The organism is Variovorax paradoxus (assembly GCF_902712855.1).
In the GTDB taxonomy this organism is placed as follows: Bacteria; Pseudomonadota; Gammaproteobacteria; order Burkholderiales; family Burkholderiaceae_C; genus Variovorax; species Variovorax paradoxus_Q.
Genome location: NZ_LR743507.1, coordinates 1,723,092 through 1,740,867, shown reverse-complemented (window position 1 = coordinate 1,740,867; position 17,776 = coordinate 1,723,092). Strand labels below are relative to the sequence as shown.

At 68.5% G+C, this 17,776-nt stretch carries 17 protein-coding genes; 6 read left to right on the top strand and 11 right to left on the bottom strand.

Annotated elements, in window-relative coordinates; genetic code table 11:
- Positions 1-29 precede the first annotated feature (29 nt).
- From otsB to otsA, 3 genes are all read left to right on the top strand, one after another.
- A complete protein-coding gene (otsB, locus tag AACL56_RS07760; protein WP_339089246.1) occupies positions 30-827 on the top strand; it encodes a trehalose-phosphatase in 798 nt (265 codons plus the stop codon).
- Positions 824-2,746 carry a glycoside hydrolase family 15 protein gene (locus AACL56_RS07755; RefSeq protein ID WP_339089245.1) on the top strand — a complete coding sequence of 641 codons (1,923 nt, stop codon included), beginning with the start codon at positions 824-826 and terminating at the stop codon, positions 2,744-2,746. Before otsB ends, AACL56_RS07755 begins: the two co-directional genes overlap by 4 nt.
- 211 nt (positions 2,747-2,957) lie before the next feature.
- On the top strand, positions 2,958-4,343 hold the full coding sequence (gene otsA, locus AACL56_RS07750) for an alpha,alpha-trehalose-phosphate synthase (UDP-forming) (RefSeq protein WP_339089244.1): 1,386 nt from the start codon (positions 2,958-2,960) through the stop codon (positions 4,341-4,343).
- Between the two features lie 4 nt (positions 4,344-4,347).
- On the opposite strand, the gene AACL56_RS07745 is transcribed toward otsA, so the two are convergent.
- A complete protein-coding gene (locus AACL56_RS07745) occupies positions 4,348-4,689 on the bottom strand; it encodes a hypothetical protein (protein WP_339089243.1) in 342 nt (113 codons plus the stop codon).
- Positions 4,690-4,862: 173 nt separating this feature from the next.
- Here AACL56_RS07745 and AACL56_RS07740 point away from each other — a divergent pair, with 173 nt between their 5' ends.
- Positions 4,863-6,308, top strand: coding sequence for a PLP-dependent aminotransferase family protein (locus AACL56_RS07740; RefSeq protein WP_339089242.1), 1,446 nt, complete (start codon positions 4,863-4,865; stop codon positions 6,306-6,308).
- Positions 6,309-6,323: 15 nt separating this feature from the next.
- Here the strand turns inward: AACL56_RS07740 and AACL56_RS07735 are convergent, their stop codons facing one another.
- The 5 genes from AACL56_RS07735 to hisN are packed head-to-tail and all read right to left on the bottom strand — an operon-like array spanning position 6,324 to position 10,282.
- Entirely contained in the window at positions 6,324-6,770 is a 447-nt protein-coding gene (locus tag AACL56_RS07735) for a DUF1877 family protein (RefSeq protein ID WP_339089241.1), read from the bottom strand.
- On the bottom strand, positions 6,767-8,290 hold the full coding sequence (locus AACL56_RS07730) for a tetratricopeptide repeat protein (RefSeq protein WP_339089240.1): 1,524 nt from the start codon (positions 8,288-8,290) through the stop codon (positions 6,767-6,769). Before AACL56_RS07730 ends, AACL56_RS07735 begins: the two co-directional genes overlap by 4 nt.
- Before the next feature lie 40 nt (positions 8,291-8,330).
- Positions 8,331-9,257, bottom strand: a complete 927-nt coding sequence (locus AACL56_RS07725; protein WP_339089239.1) for an ROK family protein — start codon at positions 9,255-9,257, stop codon at positions 8,331-8,333.
- 43 nt (positions 9,258-9,300) lie between these two features.
- Positions 9,301-9,495 (bottom strand): DUF2905 domain-containing protein, encoded by a 195-nt coding sequence (locus AACL56_RS07720; RefSeq protein WP_339089238.1) that lies wholly within the window; start codon positions 9,493-9,495, stop codon positions 9,301-9,303.
- Between the two features lie 10 nt (positions 9,496-9,505).
- Entirely contained in the window at positions 9,506-10,282 is a 777-nt protein-coding gene (gene hisN, locus AACL56_RS07715) for a histidinol-phosphatase (protein WP_339089237.1), read from the bottom strand.
- A gap of 114 nt (positions 10,283-10,396) precedes the next feature.
- Here hisN and AACL56_RS07710 point away from each other — a divergent pair, with 114 nt between their 5' ends.
- The gene (locus AACL56_RS07710) at positions 10,397-10,783 is read left to right on the top strand and encodes a DUF5329 family protein (protein WP_339089236.1); all 387 of its coding nucleotides are present in this window, start codon (positions 10,397-10,399) and stop codon (positions 10,781-10,783) included.
- Here AACL56_RS07710 and AACL56_RS07705 read toward each other — a convergent pair.
- The 5 genes from AACL56_RS07705 to AACL56_RS07685 form a co-directional block, all read right to left on the bottom strand.
- Positions 10,780-11,649, bottom strand: a complete 870-nt coding sequence (locus AACL56_RS07705) for an ABC transporter permease (RefSeq protein WP_339089235.1) — start codon at positions 11,647-11,649, stop codon at positions 10,780-10,782. The two genes, AACL56_RS07710 and AACL56_RS07705, sit on opposite strands and share 4 nt — an antisense overlap.
- 121 nt (positions 11,650-11,770) lie before the next feature.
- A complete protein-coding gene (locus AACL56_RS07700) occupies positions 11,771-12,541 on the bottom strand; it encodes an ABC transporter ATP-binding protein (RefSeq protein ID WP_339092821.1) in 771 nt (256 codons plus the stop codon).
- A gap of 167 nt (positions 12,542-12,708) precedes the next feature.
- Entirely contained in the window at positions 12,709-13,731 is a 1,023-nt protein-coding gene (locus AACL56_RS07695; RefSeq protein ID WP_339089233.1) for an ABC transporter substrate-binding protein, read from the bottom strand.
- A 20-nt stretch (positions 13,732-13,751) separates the two neighbouring features.
- Entirely contained in the window at positions 13,752-14,648 is an 897-nt protein-coding gene (locus AACL56_RS07690; RefSeq protein WP_339089232.1) for a TauD/TfdA dioxygenase family protein, read from the bottom strand.
- A 1,197-nt stretch (positions 14,649-15,845) separates the two neighbouring features.
- Entirely contained in the window at positions 15,846-16,961 is a 1,116-nt protein-coding gene (locus AACL56_RS07685; RefSeq protein ID WP_339089231.1) for a class I SAM-dependent methyltransferase, read from the bottom strand.
- Positions 16,962-16,995: 34 nt separating this feature from the next.
- Here AACL56_RS07685 and AACL56_RS07680 point away from each other — a divergent pair, with 34 nt between their 5' ends.
- Positions 16,996-17,772, top strand: a complete 777-nt coding sequence (locus tag AACL56_RS07680) for an SDR family oxidoreductase (RefSeq protein WP_339089230.1) — start codon at positions 16,996-16,998, stop codon at positions 17,770-17,772.
- Positions 17,773-17,776 lie beyond the last annotated feature (4 nt).

Sequence of the window (17,776 nt, the reverse complement as noted above, 5' to 3'; positions counted from 1 at the left end):
GCCGACAGCGCGTGTTAAGGTTTTTACCAATGCCAAAGTCCACCAGCAACTCGCAGTTGCCTCCTCCGTTGGGCCGGGATGCAGCCCTCTTCCTCGACTTCGACGGAACGCTCGTCGGGCTCGCTCCCACGCCCGAAGCCATCGAGATTCCTCCGGCCCTCGTCTCCCTGCTGGGCGACCTGAGCGACCAGCTCGGCGGCGCGCTGGCCGTGGTGTCGGGTCGCCAGATCGACTCGATCGACCGCTTCCTGGCGCCGCTGCGCCTGCCCGCGGCCGGCGAACACGGCGTGCAGCGCCGCAATTCCAAGGGGCACATGCAGGAGCAGCGCGCGCCCGACCTCGTCCCCATCCTCGAGATCGCCAACGAACTTGCCCGCGTGCACGAAGGCCTCCTGGTGGAGCGCAAGCACGCGGCCATCGCGCTGCACTACCGCCTCGCGCCCCAGCTCGAGGCGGTCTGCCAGGACGCCATGTCGCGCGCCATCGCCGACAACCCGTCCCTCGAGCTGATGCACGGCAAGTTCGTGTTCGAGGTGAAGCCCGCGGGCGTCAACAAGGGCATCGCGATCGACGCCTTCATGGGCGAGGCACCGTTCACCGGGCGCACGCCGGTCTTCCTGGGCGACGACACCACCGACGAGAGCGGCTTCGCCGTGGTGCAGCCGCGCGGCGGCATCGCCATCAAGGTCGGCTCGGGGCCGAGCCTGGCACTGCACCGGCTCGAATCGCCGCGCGCCGTGTACGAATGGCTGGTGCAGGCGCGCGACCTGCTCGCCACGCCTAAGACCGAGGCCGCATCGCAAGAATCCCCGAGGAACCAGGAATGAGCGAACAACAACTGGCCACGGCGCCCGAAGACCGCGCCGGGCAGGCGCTGGCGGGTGCCGCCGGCCCCGACGACGCTGCACCGCTCGATGCGCACGCCACCGCGGCACCCGCCCCGCGCGGCTTCGCACCGCCGGCCGAGCCCTCGCTCAACGTGGGCGTGATCGGCAACTGTGCCTACACCGCGCTGATCGACGCACGCGGGCGCGCCGTGTGGTGCTGCCTGCCGCGCTTCGACGGCGATCCCGTGTTCAACGCGCTGCTGCATCCGGGCGAGGAAGCGGGTGCGTGGTCCATCGAGATCGAGGACTTCGCCGAGGCGAAGCAGTGGTACGAACCGAACACCGCGGTGCTGCGCACGCAGCTGTTCGACAGCGCCGGCCAGGGCATCGAGATCACCGACTTCGCGCCGCGCTTCTACAGCCGCTCGCGCTACTTCCGGCCGCTGATGTTCGTGCGCCGCGTGCGCCCCATCGCCGGCGCGCCGCGCATCCGCGTGTCGCTCGACCCGCGCTTCCAGTGGGGCGCTTCGGCACCGGTGGAAGTGACGCGCGGCAGCAACCACATCCGCTACGTGGGGCCCGACCTGACGCTGAGGCTGAACACCGACGCGTCGATCTCGCACATCCTGTCGCGCCAGCCCTTCGTGATCTCGCGCGAGTACAACTTCATGTTCGGCGTGGACGAGACGCTGCTCGACGGCATCGCAGACACGGCGCGCAAGTTCGAGCAGGAGACCATCGCCTACTGGCGCACCTGGAGCAAGCGCCTGGCGATCCCCTTCGAGTACCAGGACGCGGTGATCCGCGCGGCCATCACGCTGAAGCTCTCGCTGTACGAGGACACCGGCGCGATCGTCGCGGCCATGACCACCAGCATCCCGGAGGCGCCGGGCAGCCAGCGCAACTGGGACTACCGCTACTGCTGGCTGCGCGACGCCTTCTTCGTGGTGCGCGCGCTCAACTCGCTGAGCGAGGTCGGCACCATGGAGGACTACCTTCGCTGGCTCGGCAACGTGGTGATCGGCTCGCACGGCGAGCACATCCAGCCGCTGTACGGCATCGGGCTGGAGCGCGAGCTTCCCGAATCCTTCGTCGAAGGCCTCGCGGGCTACCGCGGCATGGGTCCGGTGCGCGTGGGCAACCAGGCGCAGGAACACTTCCAGCACGACGTGTACGGCAACATCGTGCTCGGCGCGGCGCAGGCCTTCCACGACCACCGGCTGCTGAGCCGCGCGGGGCTTGCGGAATTCCCGCACCTCGAGGCCGTGGGCGAGCAGGCGGTGCGCGTGTACGGCACGCCCGACGCCGGCATGTGGGAGCTGCGCACGCGCGCCCGCGTGCACACCAGCTCGGCGCTGATGAGCTGGGCCGCCTGCGACCGGCTTGCCAAGATCGCGCGCCGGCTCGAGCTGCCCGAACGCGCCGCCTACTGGCACGGCCACGCGGCGCGCATGAAGGAAGAAATTCTCTCCAAGTCGTGGTGCGAGGAGCGCCAGGCCTTCGCCGAGAGCTTCGGCGGCCACGAGCTCGACGCCAGCATCCTGCTGATGGTCGAGGTGGGACTGATCGACGCGCGCGACCCGCGCTTCATCTCCACCGTCGATGCCATGGAGAAGTCGCTGTGCGACGGCCCCTACATGCGCCGCTACGAGGCCGCCGACGACTTCGGCAAGCCCGAGACCGCCTTCAACATCTGCACCTTCTGGCGCATCGACGCGCTCGCCAAGATCGGCCGCAAGGCCGAGGCACGCCAGATCTTCGAGACCATGCTGGCCGCGCGCAATCCGCTGGGCCTGCTCTCGGAGGACACCCACCCGGTCACGGGCGAGATGTGGGGCAATTTTCCGCAGACCTATTCGATGGTCGGCATCATCAACGCGGCCGTGCGCCTGTCCGCTCCCTGGGATTCCTGCATATGATGGTCGCCCCCCGGCTTTTCACTCGCTACGCTCGTGTAACTCCACCCCCCGAGGGGGAGGCGCGGCCCGCCTTGGGGCGGCCCGGCGGCGGCTGCACGACCGCCCCCCTGCTTTTCACTCGCTACGCTCGTGTAACTCCACCCCCCGGGGGGGAGGCGCGGCCCGCCTTGGGGCGGCCCGGCGGCGGCCGCGGCATGCGCGAGGTGCGCGCATGAGCCGGCTCGTCGTCATTTCCAACCGCGTGGCCGACCCACGCAAGCCCGCGGCCGGCGGCCTGGCCGTGGCGCTGGGCGAATCGCTGCAGCAAAGCGGCGGCCTGTGGTTCGGCTGGAGCGGCCAGATCGTCGAGGGCGGCCCGACCGGCGAAGGCGAGCTGCACAAGCAGCAGGCCGGCAAGGTCACGCTGGCCACCATCGACCTGAGCCGCGAGGACCACGACAGCTACTACCTGGGCTACAGCAACGACGTGCTGTGGCCGGTGTTCCACAACCGCCTCGACCTCGCGCACTTCGACGCCGGCTTCATCGGCGGCTACCGGCGCGTGAACCAGCTGTTCGCGCGCAAGCTGCTGCCGCTGCTGCAGGACGACGACATCATCTGGGTGCACGACTATCACCTGATCCCTTTGGCGGCCGAGCTTCGCGCCATGGGCTGCAAGCAGCGCATCGGTTTCTTCCTGCACATTCCGCTGCCGCCGCAGATCATCACCGCGGCTATTCCGCAGCACGAGTGGCTGATGCGCTCGCTGTTCGCCTACGACCTGATCGGCTTCCAGGCCCAGCAGGACGTGCAGCATTTCGAGCACTACGTGCGCAACGAAGCCCGCGGCGAATATGTGGGCGACGACATGTACCGCGCCTACGGCCAGACCGTGCGCTGCAGCGCCTTCCCCATCGGCATCGACGTGGACGAGTTCCTGGCGCTCACCCACGCCAAGGAAGCGCGCGACATGTACGAGACGATGAAGCGCGAGTATTCGCAGCGCCGGCTGCTGCTGGGCATCGACCGGCTCGACTACTCCAAGGGCATTCCGCAGCGCGTGCGCGCGTTCCGCGAGCTGCTGGCGCACTACCCCGAGAACCGGCGCAGCGCCACGCTGATCCAGATCGCCTCGCCCACGCGCGAGACGGTCGATGCCTACGCCGACATCCGGCGCGAACTCGAATCGCTGTGCGGCGCCATCAACGGCGACTACGGCGAGCTCGACTGGATGCCGGTGCGCTACATCCACCGCATGGTGGCGCGCAAGCGCGTGCCGGGCCTGTGCCGCGCGGCGGCCGTGGGGCTGGTGACGCCGCTGCGCGACGGCATGAACCTGGTGGCCAAGGAATACATCGCGGCGCAGGACCCGGCCGACCCCGGCGTGCTGGTGCTGTCGCGCTTCGCCGGCGCGGCCGAGCAGCTGAAGGAAGCGCTGCTGGTGAACCCGTACGACACGCACGGCACCGCCGAGACGGTGCAGCAGGCGCTGCACATGCCGCTGGAAGAGCGGCGCGAGCGGCACCAGAAGCTGCTGTCGCGCATCCGCGAGCACGACATCCACTGGTGGCGCCGTGCCTTCCTCGACGCACTGCGCGCGTCACCCAGCGTGCGCTGAACGCTCACCAGCCGGTGAGCAGGCGCACGAAGCGCATCACCGGGCGGGCCTCGGTGCGCGTTGCGGCCTTCGAGGGTGCCGCGACCATCGCCGCGTGCAACCGCAGGTGCACCGGCGTCAGCGCGAGCACCTCGATCCATCCGCCATGCGGCAGCGGGTGCACGTCGCCTTCATCGAGCAGGGTCTCTGCCATGAACACCGTCTCGCCAAACCAGCCCGGCGGCGACACCACGCGGGCGCGGCCCTCTGCCAGCTGGAGCCAGGCCCCTGCGTCGACCGCGGTGCGCAGCGACTGGCCAGGTTCGAGGACGATGGAATCGGGCGCTTGGGAGAGGGTGGTGATCATGGCGGACCTCGGGTGAATCGAGGCTTGATCGTAGGAATCCGGGCGCCCAAAAAACAGGCACACGCCATGGCTATTGCGACCGGAACAGCCGGCCCGCCGGGGCATCTGTTATGGTCTTTTTCCCAGGCAACTGCATCTGTTTTCAGACGCCCGAAGCGGGGAACATCGACCTCATGGACTCGCTACCGCTCTACCGCCAGCTCGCAGCGCACTACGTGGACGCGATCCACACCGGTTCGCTGAAGCAGGGTGACAAGCTCCCGTCGCTGCGCAGCCTGATGCGGCTGCACGACATCAGCCTGTCGACCGCGCTGCAGGTCTGCCGCGCGATGGAAAGCGACGGCTGGGTCGAGGCGCGCGACCGGTCGGGCTACTTCGTGCGTCGCCCGCAGCGACTGGCCATCGCGCCGATGGAAGAGCCCCTGTCCAGCGTGCCGCCAGACCCGGCGCAGTTCGTGAGCATGCGCGCGCGCATGGCCAACTTCATGGCGCGCGGGCGGCACACGGGCGTGAAGCTCAACTTCGCCATCGCCCGCGCGGCACCCGAGCTGTACCCGGCCGAGGCGCTGCGCAACGCCATGACACGCGCACTGCGCCAGCGGCCCGATCTGCTGACCACCGCCTCGTCGCAGCGCGGCCACCTGCAGTTCCGCGAGGCGCTCGCGCAACGCAACCTGCGCATCGGCATGACGGTGGCGCCCGACGAGGTGCTGGTCACCAACGGCTGCATCGAGGCGCTGAACCTCGCGCTGCGCGCGGTAGCGAAGCCGGGCGACACCGTGGCGGTGGAGTCGCCCACGTTCTATGGCCTGCTGCAGGTGCTCGAAAGCCTCGGGCTGCGTGCGCTCGAGATCCCGACCAGCCCCCAGACCGGCATGTCGCTGGAGGCGCTTGACCTGGCCATCCACACCTACGACGACATCAAGGCCGTGGTGGTGGTGCCGCACCTGCAGAACCCCATCGGCAGCGTGATGCCGGACGCGCACAAGCAGCGCCTGGTGCACCTGTGCGAGAGCCACGGCATCGCGCTGGTCGAGGACGACACCTACAGCGACCTGGTGGAAACCGACACGCCGCTGCGCGCCATGAAGTCGTGGGACCGCACGGGCAACGTGATCTATTGCGCCTCGCTGCACAAGGTGCTGGCGCCGGGGCTGCGGCTGGGCTGGATCACCGCGGGCCGCTGGCATGCGCAGGTGGAAATGCTCAAGTACGCGCAGACCCGCAACAACGAGGCGCTGGCGCAGATCGCGGCGGGCGAATTCGTCGCCAGCGGCGCCTACGACCGCCACCTGCGGCGCCTGCGCGAGAGGCTGCACGTGCAGCGCGACCAGACGGCGGACGCCATCGCGAAATACTTTCCTGCCGGCACGCGACTCAACCTGCCGCGCGGCGGGCTGCAGCTGTGGGTCGAGTTGCCGCAGCAGCGCTCGTCGGTGGACGTGTTCGAAACGGCGCTGCGCGAACACATGCTGGTGGCGCCGGGCGCGCAGTTCTCGAACTCGGGGCGCTTCGACAACTACCTGCGGCTGAACTGCGGCTGGCCGTATTCGAAGGCGGTCGACGAGGGGTTGAGGCGGCTCGGCGAGATCGTCTCTGCCACGCGGCCACCGGGCTGACCGCCCGTCATCCGGCTAGGCGATGTAGAAGACCACCGCGTCGCGCCGCGCGGCCGCACCGGCGAAGAAGCGCTTCACCCCTTCGAGCAGGCCTGCGAGTTCGCTCGCGCCGTCCTGCCAGGCGCGCGCCCGGTAGAGCTCGGCGAACTTCGCGGGCTCGCCGGTGAACTGGCCGACGAGTGCCTGCACGTCGCGCTGCGCAAGCCGCGCCGCGGCGCGCTCCACATGCGCGGCCGTCAGGTAGATGCAGCCCAGGCCGCCGGTCTCATCGAGCGTCTCGCCGTCGACGGCCTCGGGCAGGAGCGTTCGCACCACGTCCCAGGCCTGCTCCACCGTGTGGCTGTCGCTCGGGCTGTCCGGCCCCGCCGGCGAGCGGATGAAGCCCGGCACGGTCGACGGATCGATCACCAGTGCGCGAAGCCGGTAGCGGTCGAGCGCGTAGAACGCCCCGCCGATGCTCATGTGCTGGGCTCCATGCGCGCCGCGCGTGCGACCGCCGCGAGCACCATGCTGACGCTGTCGATGTTGCGCTGCGCACTCTCGATGTTCGAGAAATGGTCGGGCGTGCAGATCTGGTTGAGCAGCAGCGTGCGCTTGAAGTGCATGAGCGCCTGGCGCAGGTCGCCGTCGTCCTGCGCCATCAGTCCGAGGTCGTTGTGGGCGTTGGCCGCGGCGGTCGAGATGCCTCGGCAACTGGCTTGCTGGATGGCCAGCGAACGGTCGTAGAGCGGCCGCGCCCCGTCGAAGTCGCGGCGCGCCATCAGCAGGCTGGCGAAATTGTTCAGCATGTGCGAGTGCAGTTCGGCATCGCCCCGCTCGTCGCCGCCCGCCTCGCGCAGCTTGTCGAGATGGACGAGCGCACGCGCATAGCAGAGCTCGGCCTTGTCGTTCTGCCCCGACTCGGCATACAGGAATGCCAGGTTGTTGAAGGCCCGCACCACGCCGTCGCTGGAACCGCCCCTGGCCTCGGCCAGTGCCATCGCGATGGTCTTCTTGTAGAGCGCCTCGGCCTCGTCGGCACGCCCCGCTGCGGCATGCAGCAGCGCCAGCGTGTTGGTCGGCCCGCGCCGCCAGCTGTCGTCCAGCCCGAGCTCGCCGGCCATGGCGAGCGCCTCGTTGGCGGCTACCTCGGCCTTGTCGTTCCACTGCAGGCGGCGGCACAGCTCCGCGTGGCTGGACAGGTGGAACACCACCGACTTGCCCGGTCCGCCGCACAACTGCCGGCTGGTGGCCACAGCCTCGGCGCACAGGCGCTCGGCGCGCGGCAGGTCGCCCTGCACGAGCGCGTCGCGGTAGCGCGTTTCCTTGTCCTCGAGCAGGTTCAGCAGCACCGCCTCGCCATCGGTCTCGGCGCCCTGCGCCTTGCGCTCGGCGATGGCGGTCCGCGTGAGCGCCAGCGCGTTGCGGGCGATGTCCATGTCCTCGGCCGGCATGCCGATCCGGCGGCCGATGGCCAGGCATTCCTCGAGGCTGGCCCTGGCCTTGTCGTAGGCCTTGAGCTGGTGGCAGGCCTGGCCGAGCATGCACAGGGACATAGCCAGGTTGAGATGCGGCCCCTTGAAGATGCGGCGTGCGCCGGCCACGATCTGTTCGGCAACGGCCACCGCCCGTGCCCAGTCCTGCGCCTCGGCCGCGGCGACGAAGGAGGCTTGCAGGCGGTTGACGTCGGCGAGCGCTGCGAGGTCGTAGTCCTTGCCTTCGGCATGGCCTTGCGGCCCTCGGCGGCGCGCGCCGGCCAGGGCGAGCGCGGAAGCCGGCTGCCGGGTCCGCAGATGCACCCAGTAGATGTCGAACAGCAGCCAGGGCAGCAGCGGCAGCAGCGCGAGCCGCGCGCCCGGCAGTCCGCTGAACCCGTACAGCAGCAGCCCCAGTTGCGCCGCACCGCCGAGGTAGCTGCCCAGGTAGAACCGGTGCGCGCCGGCGAAGCCGCCCACGCCCAGCAGCAGGAAGGCGAGACCGGGGCGGCGGGGCGACGCGGTCATGGTGCGCCCGTGTGTGCGTGGTCGGTGGCGCCTTGCCCGCTCAGTCGAGCAGGGCCAGCGCGGCGTAGTCGCCGACCTTGTCGCCGAGGCCGGCGGGAACGAGCTTCACGCCGCGCGTGAGCGGCAGCAGCTTGCCGTCGATCTGAGCCTGCAGGCGCGGCAGCACGAAGTCGCGGTGATGCCAGAACACGCTGCCTCCCAGGCTGATTCGCTCCAAGTCGAGCGTGATGACCATGTTGTAGAGCATCCGGCCGAAGACGCGGCATAGGGCCTCCGCCGTCTCCAGCGCCTTGGGCTCGCCGGCGGCCGCGGCGGTGAGCAGGTCGGCGGCGGACTGGCCGAAGCGATGGCCGATCGAATTGCCGCCGACCAGGGCCTCCACGTCGCCGTGGTTGCCGCAACCGCACAGCGCGCCGCTGTCGTCGTCGACCACGAAGCTGTGGCCCGCGTGGCCCGCATTGCCGTTCTTGCCGCGCAATGCCCGGCCGTCCACGCACAGGCCCACGCCCACGCCGGTGCTCCAGGTGGCGTAGGCGCAGTTGTCCAGGCCCTTCAGCGCGCCCCATTGGCGCTCGGCCTCGAGCGCGGCAACGGCGTCGTTCTCGACGCGCACGCTGCCGAAGCGCTTCGCCAGCGGGGCCTCGACGATGGCGGTCATCCATGAATTCGGCAGGCCGCGCGACGGTCCGGCAATGCCGCCGCAGATGTTGGGCGTGGCCAGCTCGACCATGCCGTCGCGCAGCTCGAACGGCCCGGTCGACGAGACGCCCACACGGTCGATCGTGCCCGCGTCGACGCCCTGCTCCGCGCAGACCTCGTCGATCATCCGAATGATCTGCACCGCCACGGCGTCGTTGTCGCCGGTCTTGGCGGTGGGCTCGCTGCGGCGGCCGACCAGCGGCTCGCCGGTCGCGGCTGAAAGGCTCACGGCCACCTTGGTACCACCGATGTCTACGCAGGCTCTCATTGCGGTTGTGCTTCTCTTTCAGGTCAGGTCAAGGGCGTGGCCGCTACAGCAGGCGCGCGACCAGCGCCGCGATCATGCTGAGCACCACGGTGCTGGCGATCGGCAGCTGCCACTCGCGGCCGAACATGCGGAACTCGAGATCGCCGGGCAGCCGTCCGAAGCCGAAGCGGCGCAGCCAGGCGGTCAGGCCGCTCATGAGCACCAGCGCAAGGACGACGACGATCAGCCAGCGGAACATGGTCGACAGTCTAGGCCGAGAGAATGGCCATCGCTTGTCGGTGGAGTTCGGGCGTTGCGGCCGCGATCACCCTGCCGTCGGACTTCAGTCCCAGCGGCTGGCCCTGCCAGTCGGTGACGACGCCGCCGGCCGCCTCGATCAGCCCGGCCGGGCCGAGGTAGTCGTAGGGCTGCAGGCCGGTTTCGACCACCAGGTCGATGGTGCCGCCCGCCAGCTGGGCATAGCCGTAGCAGTCGCCGCCGAAGCGGCGCATGGCGCACTGGCGGCTGAGCCGGTCGAAGGCCTGCCAGTCGGCCGGCGCGAAGATGTCGGGCGAGGTGGTGACGATGCGTGCCTGGGCGACATCGGTGCAGTTGCTGACGTGCACCGGCTGGCCGTCGCGCGTGGCGCCCTTGCCGGCTTCGCCGATCCAGCGCTCCTTGAGCACCGGCATGTCGACCACACCCAGCACCACGCGTGAACCCTGAAGCACGCCGATGAGCGTGCCCCACAGCGGCGAGCCGGTGATGAAGCTGCGCGTGCCGTCGATCGGATCGAGCACCCAGACGCGTTCGGCCTCCAGCCGCTCGGGACCGTGTTCCTCGCCGTAGATGCCGTCGGCAGGCACACGCCGGGCGAGGATCTCGCGCATCGCCGTCTCGGCGGCGCGGTCGGCCAGCGTGACGGGGCTCTCGTCGGCCTTGGTGATGATGTCCAGCGGCGTGCGGAAGTGGCGCATCGACAGCGCGGCGGCGGCATCGGCCAGGGCCTGGGCGATCGATGAAAGGTCTGCAGTGGATGAGCTCATGGGAGAGAGGAGAACGCGTGGCAAAACCAGGATTAGACCCGAGCCGGGCCGGGTTTGACACAGCCGGGCCGCCAGCCCTAGCATGGCCCGGAAATTGCCACGGACCTGCGACAAATGGACTCCTTCAAACCCCTGCGTGCGGCGCTGCTGGCGCTCGTGCTCGGCGCCTCGGCCCTGGCGGCCCAGGCCACCCCTTCCGCGGCCGAGGGCAAGCTGATCGACACGCTGATCCAGCGCGTCTCGCAGATGAGCGCGATGGTCTTCGTGCGCAACGGCAGCGAGTACAACGCCGCCGACGCCGCCAAGCATATGCAGGCCAAGTACGACCACTTCAGAAAGGAACTGGTCACCGCGGAAGACTTCATCGAGCGCTGCGCTTCGCGCTCCGAGATGACCGGCCAGGCCTACAAGGTGAAGCTCGCGGGCGGCGCGGTGCGCGACGCCAACGAGTTCCTCAACAACGAGTTGCGCGCCCTGCGCCAGGGCACGCCGAAACCCTAGCGCTGCTGTCCCCAGCGGCGCACCGTGAGCCGCTCCAGCGTCTTGAAGCCGAGGCTCTCGACCAGCAGGCCGATCAGCACCACCAGCACCAGGCCGGCGAACACGCGGTCGGTGTAGAGCTCGTTGCGGTTCTGGAAGATGTACCAGCCCAGGCCGCCCTTGCCCGACGAGGCGCCGAACACCAGTTCTGCGGCGATCAGCGTGCGCCACGCGAAGGCCCAGCCGATCTTCAGCCCCGACAGGATCGACGGCAGCGCCGCCGGCACCAGGATCTGCAGCACGTAGCGCATTCCCTTCAGGCCGTAGTTGCGCCCGGCCATGCGCAGCGTCTCCGGCACGCCCTGGAAGCCCGCATAGGTGTTGAGCGCCAGCGGCCACAGCACCGAATGGATCAGCACGAACACCAGGCTGCCGCGGCCCAGCCCGAACCACAGCAGCGCCAGCGGCAGCAGCGCGATGGCCGGCAGCGGGTTGAACATCGAAGTGAGCGTGTCCAGCAGGTCTCGGCCGATCTGCGTGGACACCGCGAGCGTGGTGAGCGCGAAGGCCAGCAGCACGCCGGCGAGGTAGCCCTGCAGCAGCACGGCGAGCGAGATGCGCACCTTCTCGACCAGCTCGCCGCTGGCCAGGCCCTCCACCAGGGCCCGGGCCGTGGCGGTGAAGGTGGGCAGCAGCAGGTCGTTGTCCTGCCAGCGAGCGGCCAGCTCCCAGAGCACGGCGATGACGATGAGGATGAGGCCCTTGCGCAGCCACGCCTGCGACCAGATGCGCGTGCGCAGCGGCAATGCGCGCTCGACCGGGACTTCGGTGAAGGGCTCGAGCGTGCGTTCGTATTCGGGGCGGATGGGCGGCGTCAGTGTGCTCATGGGGTGTTGCTCCTTCCCCCTCTGGGGGAAGGTCGGGATGGGGGCAGGCAGAGCGCCCGATGGATACGCCGCTCGCCCGCACCCCTGCCCTCCCCCACAGGGGGAGGGAGAAAGATGGAGGTCATGGCGCGGTCACCGCTTCCAGCTCTTCCTCGAACAGCATGTCGTGGATGCGCTGCGCAGTGCCCTGGAATTCGGCGCCGCCCAGGCTCGCCAGCGAAAAGCCATGGCTGTTGACCTCCGCGCGCATGCGCCCCGGGTGCGGCGACAGCAGCGCGATGCGGTTGCCCACCACCAGCGCCTCCTCGATCGAATGCGTGACGAACAGCAGCGTGAAGCGCACCTCGTCCCACAGTTCGAGCAGCTCCTGCTGCATCCTGCGGCGCGTGAGCGCATCGAGGGCGGCGAAGGGTTCGTCCATCAGCAGCACGCGCGGCTGCATCGCCAGCGCACGGGCGATGGCCACGCGCTGCTTCATGCCGCCGGAGAGCTGGTGCGGATGCACGTCCGCGAACCTGGCGAGGCCGACCTTGTCGAGGTAATGCAGCGCGCGCTCCGCCGCCTCCTTCCGGCCCAGCGTGCGCGAGGCCAGCAGCGGAAACATCACGTTCTGCTTCACCGTCTTCCACGGCGGCAGCTGGTCGAACTCCTGGAACACCACGATGCGGTCGGGGCCGGGTTGCGTCACGCGCTGGTTGTCGAGGCGGATCTCGCCCTCCACCGGCGCGATGAAGCCGCCGACGGCCTTCAGCAGCGTGGACTTGCCGCAGCCCGAGGGGCCGAGCAGCACGAAGCGGTCCGCGGCGTGCACGTCGAAGCTCACGCGGTGCGTGGCGCGCACGACGCGCTCGGGCGTGCGGTATTCGAGGCTGACGTTGTCGACCTGGAGCAGCGGCGCCTCGTGCCTCTGCTCGTGCCCCTCCCCGTGCCTCTTCTCCTGCTCGCGCGCGAGGGTCGGGGTAAGGGCCGGCGACGATGCCGGCGGCTCTCCCCTCACCCCCGCCCGCTCCCGATGGGAGAGGGAGTCAGTCCGGGACGGCAAGACCGCTGCGGCACTCATCAGTTGCCCGAAGTGTTCTGCGCATCGTCGAAGAAATAGTCCTTCACCGAGGCCGGCTTGTTCCTGATCGCGCCCACGCGGTGCATGAACTCGGCCAGCGGGTAGGTGTTCTGCGGTGTGGTCTTGAACTGCACTTCGGGGTTCTTGATGATCTTCAGCAGCAGGTCGCGGTCGAGCTTGGCGTTGCTCACCTTCAGGTAGATGTCGGCCGCCTTCTCCGGGTTGGCCGTGACGAACTTCGCCGCCTCGTCGAGCGCATCGACGAAGGCCTTGTACGTCTTCGGGTTCTCGCTGCGGAATTTCTCGGTGGCGTAGAGCACCGTGGCCGACGACGGCCCGCCCAGCACCTGGTACGAGTTCAGCACGATGTGCGCGTTCGGATTGCCTGCGAGTTCCTGTTCCTGGAACGGCGGGTTGCCGAAGTGCCCCGTGATCTCGGTGCCGCCCTTGATGATGGCAGCCGCCGCGTCGGGGTGCGGCACCGCCACGCTGATCTTGTCGAGGCGGTTGAACTCCTTGTCGCCCCAGAGCCTGGCCGAGGCGAACTGCAGCACGCGCGACTGCACCGACACGCCCACCGCGGGCAGCGCGATGCGGTCCTTGTCCGTGAAGTCCGCGATGGTCTTCACGTTCGGGTTGTTGCTCACCAGGTAGTAAGGAAAGTTCCCCAGCGAGGCCACGCCCTTCACGTTCTGCTTGCCCTTGGTGCGGTCCCACAGCGTGAGCAGCGGGCCCACGCCGGCGCCCGCGATCTCGATGTTGCCCGACAGCAGCGCGTCGTTCACCGCCGAGCCGCCCGAGAGCTTGACCCACTCGACCTTCGCATCCACGCCCGCGGCCTTGGCGTGCTTCTCGATCAGCTTCTGCTCCTGGGCCACGTTGAGCAGCAGGTAGACGATGCCGAACTGCTCGGCAATGCGGATCTGGCCTTCGGCGTGCGCAGAAGCCGAAAAGGACAGGCTTCCGGCGAGAAGGCCGAGGCCGGCGGCGAGGGCTGCGGCCTTGCGGGTGAAACGGTTCATTGGGGAGTCCGGAGAAGAGATCAGAAAGGCGTGTCGCCGACGATGGTCGTGCGGTTGAGCCGGCGGCGCAGGTGGTCGGGCGTGCCGGCCGCCAGGTGCATCAGCGAGCGGTTGTCCCAGAACACCAGGTCGTGCGGCGCCCAGGTGTGGCGGTACACGAACTCGGGCTTCACGCTGTGCGCGAAGAGCTCGGCCAGCAGCGCGTCGCTGTCGTCCTGCGGCAGGCCGACGATGCGCGTCGTGAAGTGCTCGCTGACGAAGAGCGCCTTGCGGCCGGTCTCGGGGTGGGTGCGCACCACCGGCTGCACTGCGGGTGCGACCTGGTCGATCTGCGCCTGCGAGAGCTTGGGCCGCCACGGATTCTTCGAACGCAGTTCCTCGTACTTGGCCAGGTAGCTGTGCTCGGCCTTCAGCGGCAGCACGCGCTGCTGCAGCTCGGGACTCAGGGACTCCCATGCGAGGTGCTGGTCTGCGAACAGCGTGTCGCCGCCTTCGCTCGGCAGCTCCTGTGCGTGCAGAAGCGAACCGAGACTGGGCTTGGGCTTGTACGAGATGTCGGAGTGCCAGTAGACGCCCGCATCGCCGAGACCGATCGGCTCGCCGTTCTCCTTGATGTTGGAGACGATGAGGATCTCGGGATGGTCCTTGAGCTGGAACTGGTGCAGCACGTGGATTTCGAGGGGGCCGAAGCGGCGGCTGAAATCGATGTGGGCCTGCGGGGTGACCTGCTGGTCGCGGAATACCAGCACGTGGTGGTCGAGGTGTGCCTGGTGGATGCGCTTGAAGTCTTCGGCGTTGATCGGCCTGGAGATGTCGAGGCCGATGATTTCGGCGCCGACGGGGGCGTCGAAGGGGCGCACTTCGAAGTGCTGCGGCGCTGCCTTTGCCTCTGGCTCGTGGTGGGGAACGGCTGTCATGCCGCGAATGTAGGGGTGGGGCTGTCGTTCACCAACGAACTCTTTGTTGATAGCTTATGACTGGGTTGCTGTGAGGGATAGAGGTGGGTTGCCTTCTTTTGCCTCTCGCCTCTCGCTTCTCTGAGTCGAGGACGGAGGCCGGGTCTCGGCCCGGCGGCCGACTTACTTTCTTTTGCTTCGCCAAAAGAAAGTAAGCAAAGAAAAAGCGACCCTGCTGTCTGCGTCCCTCCGCTTCGCTGCGGGCAACCTGCGGTGCTCGACGTAGGAGGGGGTCCGCAGAACTCGCTTCGCTCAAACAGCTGCGGCCCTGATCCCTCCTACGCCTGCGCTCCTCGGCGCAGCCAGAAGGGTTTTGGGAACCAGCACGCCATCGCTTCGCTCGGCTTGGGAACTGACGGCTCGAACTTCGTTCTCGCGCCTTGGCCTTGGCCTTGGCCTTGGCCTTGGCCTTGGCCTTGGCCTTGGCCTTGGCCTTGGCCTTGGCCTTGGCTTTGACCTTGGCTTTGACCTGAGCCTGAGCCTGGGCCTGGGCCTGGGCCTGGGCCTGGGCGTGCTAACTGCTAACGCTCGAGTTCCGGCTCTGACTTGACTCTGGCTCGGGCCTCATCCAGGGGTGCGGCTGCGCGCGAGCACCAGCCAACACCAACACCAACACCAACACCAACACCAACACCAACTCGAGCATCAGCATCAGCATCAGCATCAGCATCAGCATCGATTCAACGTAACTCAAACCCCGGCACCCGCACCCGCACCCGCAACAGCAACAGCAACAGCAACAGCAACAGCAAGAGCAAGAGCAAGAGCAAGAGCAAGAGCAAGAGCAAGAGCAAGAGCTGTTCAGCGTGCGTTCAACACTGCAGGCTCACAGCGCCTGGAGTGACCAGAGGCCGAGCGAAGCAAAGGCCTGTGTGGTTCCCGCTCCCCCCCTCCGGCTGCGCCGAGGAGCGCAGCGTTTCGCGGATCAGGGCCGCAGCTGTTTGAGCGAAGCGAGTTCTGCGGACCCCGCGAAACGCGAGCACCGCAGGTTGCCCCGTAGCGCAGCGAAGGGGTCGCAGACAGTGGGGTCGCCTTTCTTTTGCCTACTTTTCTTTGGCGAAGCAAAGAAAAGTAGGTCGGCCGCCGGGCCGAGACCCGGCCCCGGGAAGCAAAGAATCACAGATCACAGATCACAGATCAAAGATCAAAGATCAAAGATCACAGCGTATGACTCCGATCCCCTTCCCCAAACCCAACAGCATCCCACCCCTCCTCCACAGCAAACCCCAAAACCTTGAACAACTCCCCCATCTCATGCTCATGAACAAGCCGAGCAGCCATCCCCCGCTCGGCAACCGACCCCGCTTCCATGCAAGCCAGCAGCCCGCAGTTCAGCAGAAACCTGGCCTGGCTCGTATACCCGAGCACCGCAAACCCCGCGTCCTGCCCCGCAAGCGCAATCCCCGTGAAGTCGACATGCGCAGTGATGTCCTTGTAGCCGACATCGGACAGCGGATCGCCATCGGCCTGGTGTGCCCGGTGGCACATCACCGTGCCCATGTGCCGCTGCGCGTGGTAGTACTCGGCCTCGGGAAAGCCGTAGTCGATGAAGAAGGCCGCGCCCCTCTTCAGCCGGTCCGCCAGCGTCGCGATGAACGCCCGGGCCTGCGGGTGGATCTCGGTGAGGTAGTCGTGCTCGCCCGGCACTTCGACCGGCGGGCGCAGCGCGGTCTCGCGGTCGGCCCATGCCCAGCCGTCGCCGGCGGCATTGCGCGCCACGCCGCGCTCGAACCATTGCCCGCCGACGCGCGCCAGCAGCTGCACCGGCATCGCATCGAGCACCTCGTTGCCGACCACAACACCTTCCATCGCCTCGGGCAGTTCGTTGAGCCACTCGACGCGGTCCGCATAGCGGACCAGCGCCTGCTGCTGGCGCTCGCGCAGGGTGCCCGACAGGTCGACGATGCGGTAGCGCACGTCGGCGCGCCCCATCTCGTCGAGCGCGTGCAGCAGCTGCACGGCCAGTGCGCCGGAACCGGCACCGAATTCCCACACCGTGGCGGTGCCCGTCTTCTCCAGCGCCTCGGCCACCTGGACGGCGAGCGTGCGGCCGAACATGGGCGTCAGTTCAGGGGCGGTGACAAAGTCGCTGCCCGACGAAGGCATGTGGCCGAACTTGGCCGAGGTGTTGGCGTAGTAGCCGAGCCCCGGTGCATAAAGGGCGAGCGCCATGAAGCGGTCGAAACCGATCCAGCCGCCCGCGCGCTCGACGGAGCGCGCAATGAGGTGATCGAGGGCGGTGGGTAAACTGCTGGGGGTCGTGTTTGTCGTCACGGCGCCATTGTCTCTCTCCTCCCACTCCTGCCGCATGAGCACCCCAACTCCCTCCCCCGCACCCCGGACCGTTCTCGTCACGGGCGCAGGCCGCAGGCTGGGCCGCGAGATCGCGCTGGCACTGGCGGCAGGCGGCTGGCAGGTGGCGGTGCACTACCGCCATTCGCGCGCGGAGGCCGAGCAGACGGTGGCCGACTGCACCGCGCTCTCGGGCGACTCGGCGCTCTTCGCCGCCGACCTCGAGGACGAAGCCGCCACGCGCGCGCTGCTGCCGCGCGTGGTCGCACGCTTTCGCAGCGTCGACGCCGTGGTGCACAGCGCCGCACTGTTCGAGCACGACGAGGCCGCCACCTTCAGCTATGCGCTCATGGAACGCCACGCGCGCAGCAACACCGGCGCGGCCATCCTGCTGGCGCAGGCGCTGCACGCGCACGTCTCTGCGCGCGACGCGCAGGGCGCGGTGGTGCACCTGCTCGACCAGAAGCTCTGGAACCCGAACCCCGACTTCCTGAGCTACACGCTGTCCAAGGCGGCACTCGAAGCCGCCACGCCGATGCTGGCACTGGCGCTCGCGCCGCGCGTGCGGGTGGTGGGCGTGGCGCCGGGCCTCACGCTGGCGAGCCACATGCTGGACGACGACAAGTTCGCGCAGTTGCACAAGCTGTCGCCGCTGGGCCGCTCGTCCACGCCAGGCGACGTGACGGCCACGGTGAAGTTCGCGCTGGAAAACAGCTCGATCACCGGCACCACGCTGCTGGTGGACGGCGGCCAGCACCTGATGAAATTCGAGCGCGATTTCTCGCTCATGTGAGCAG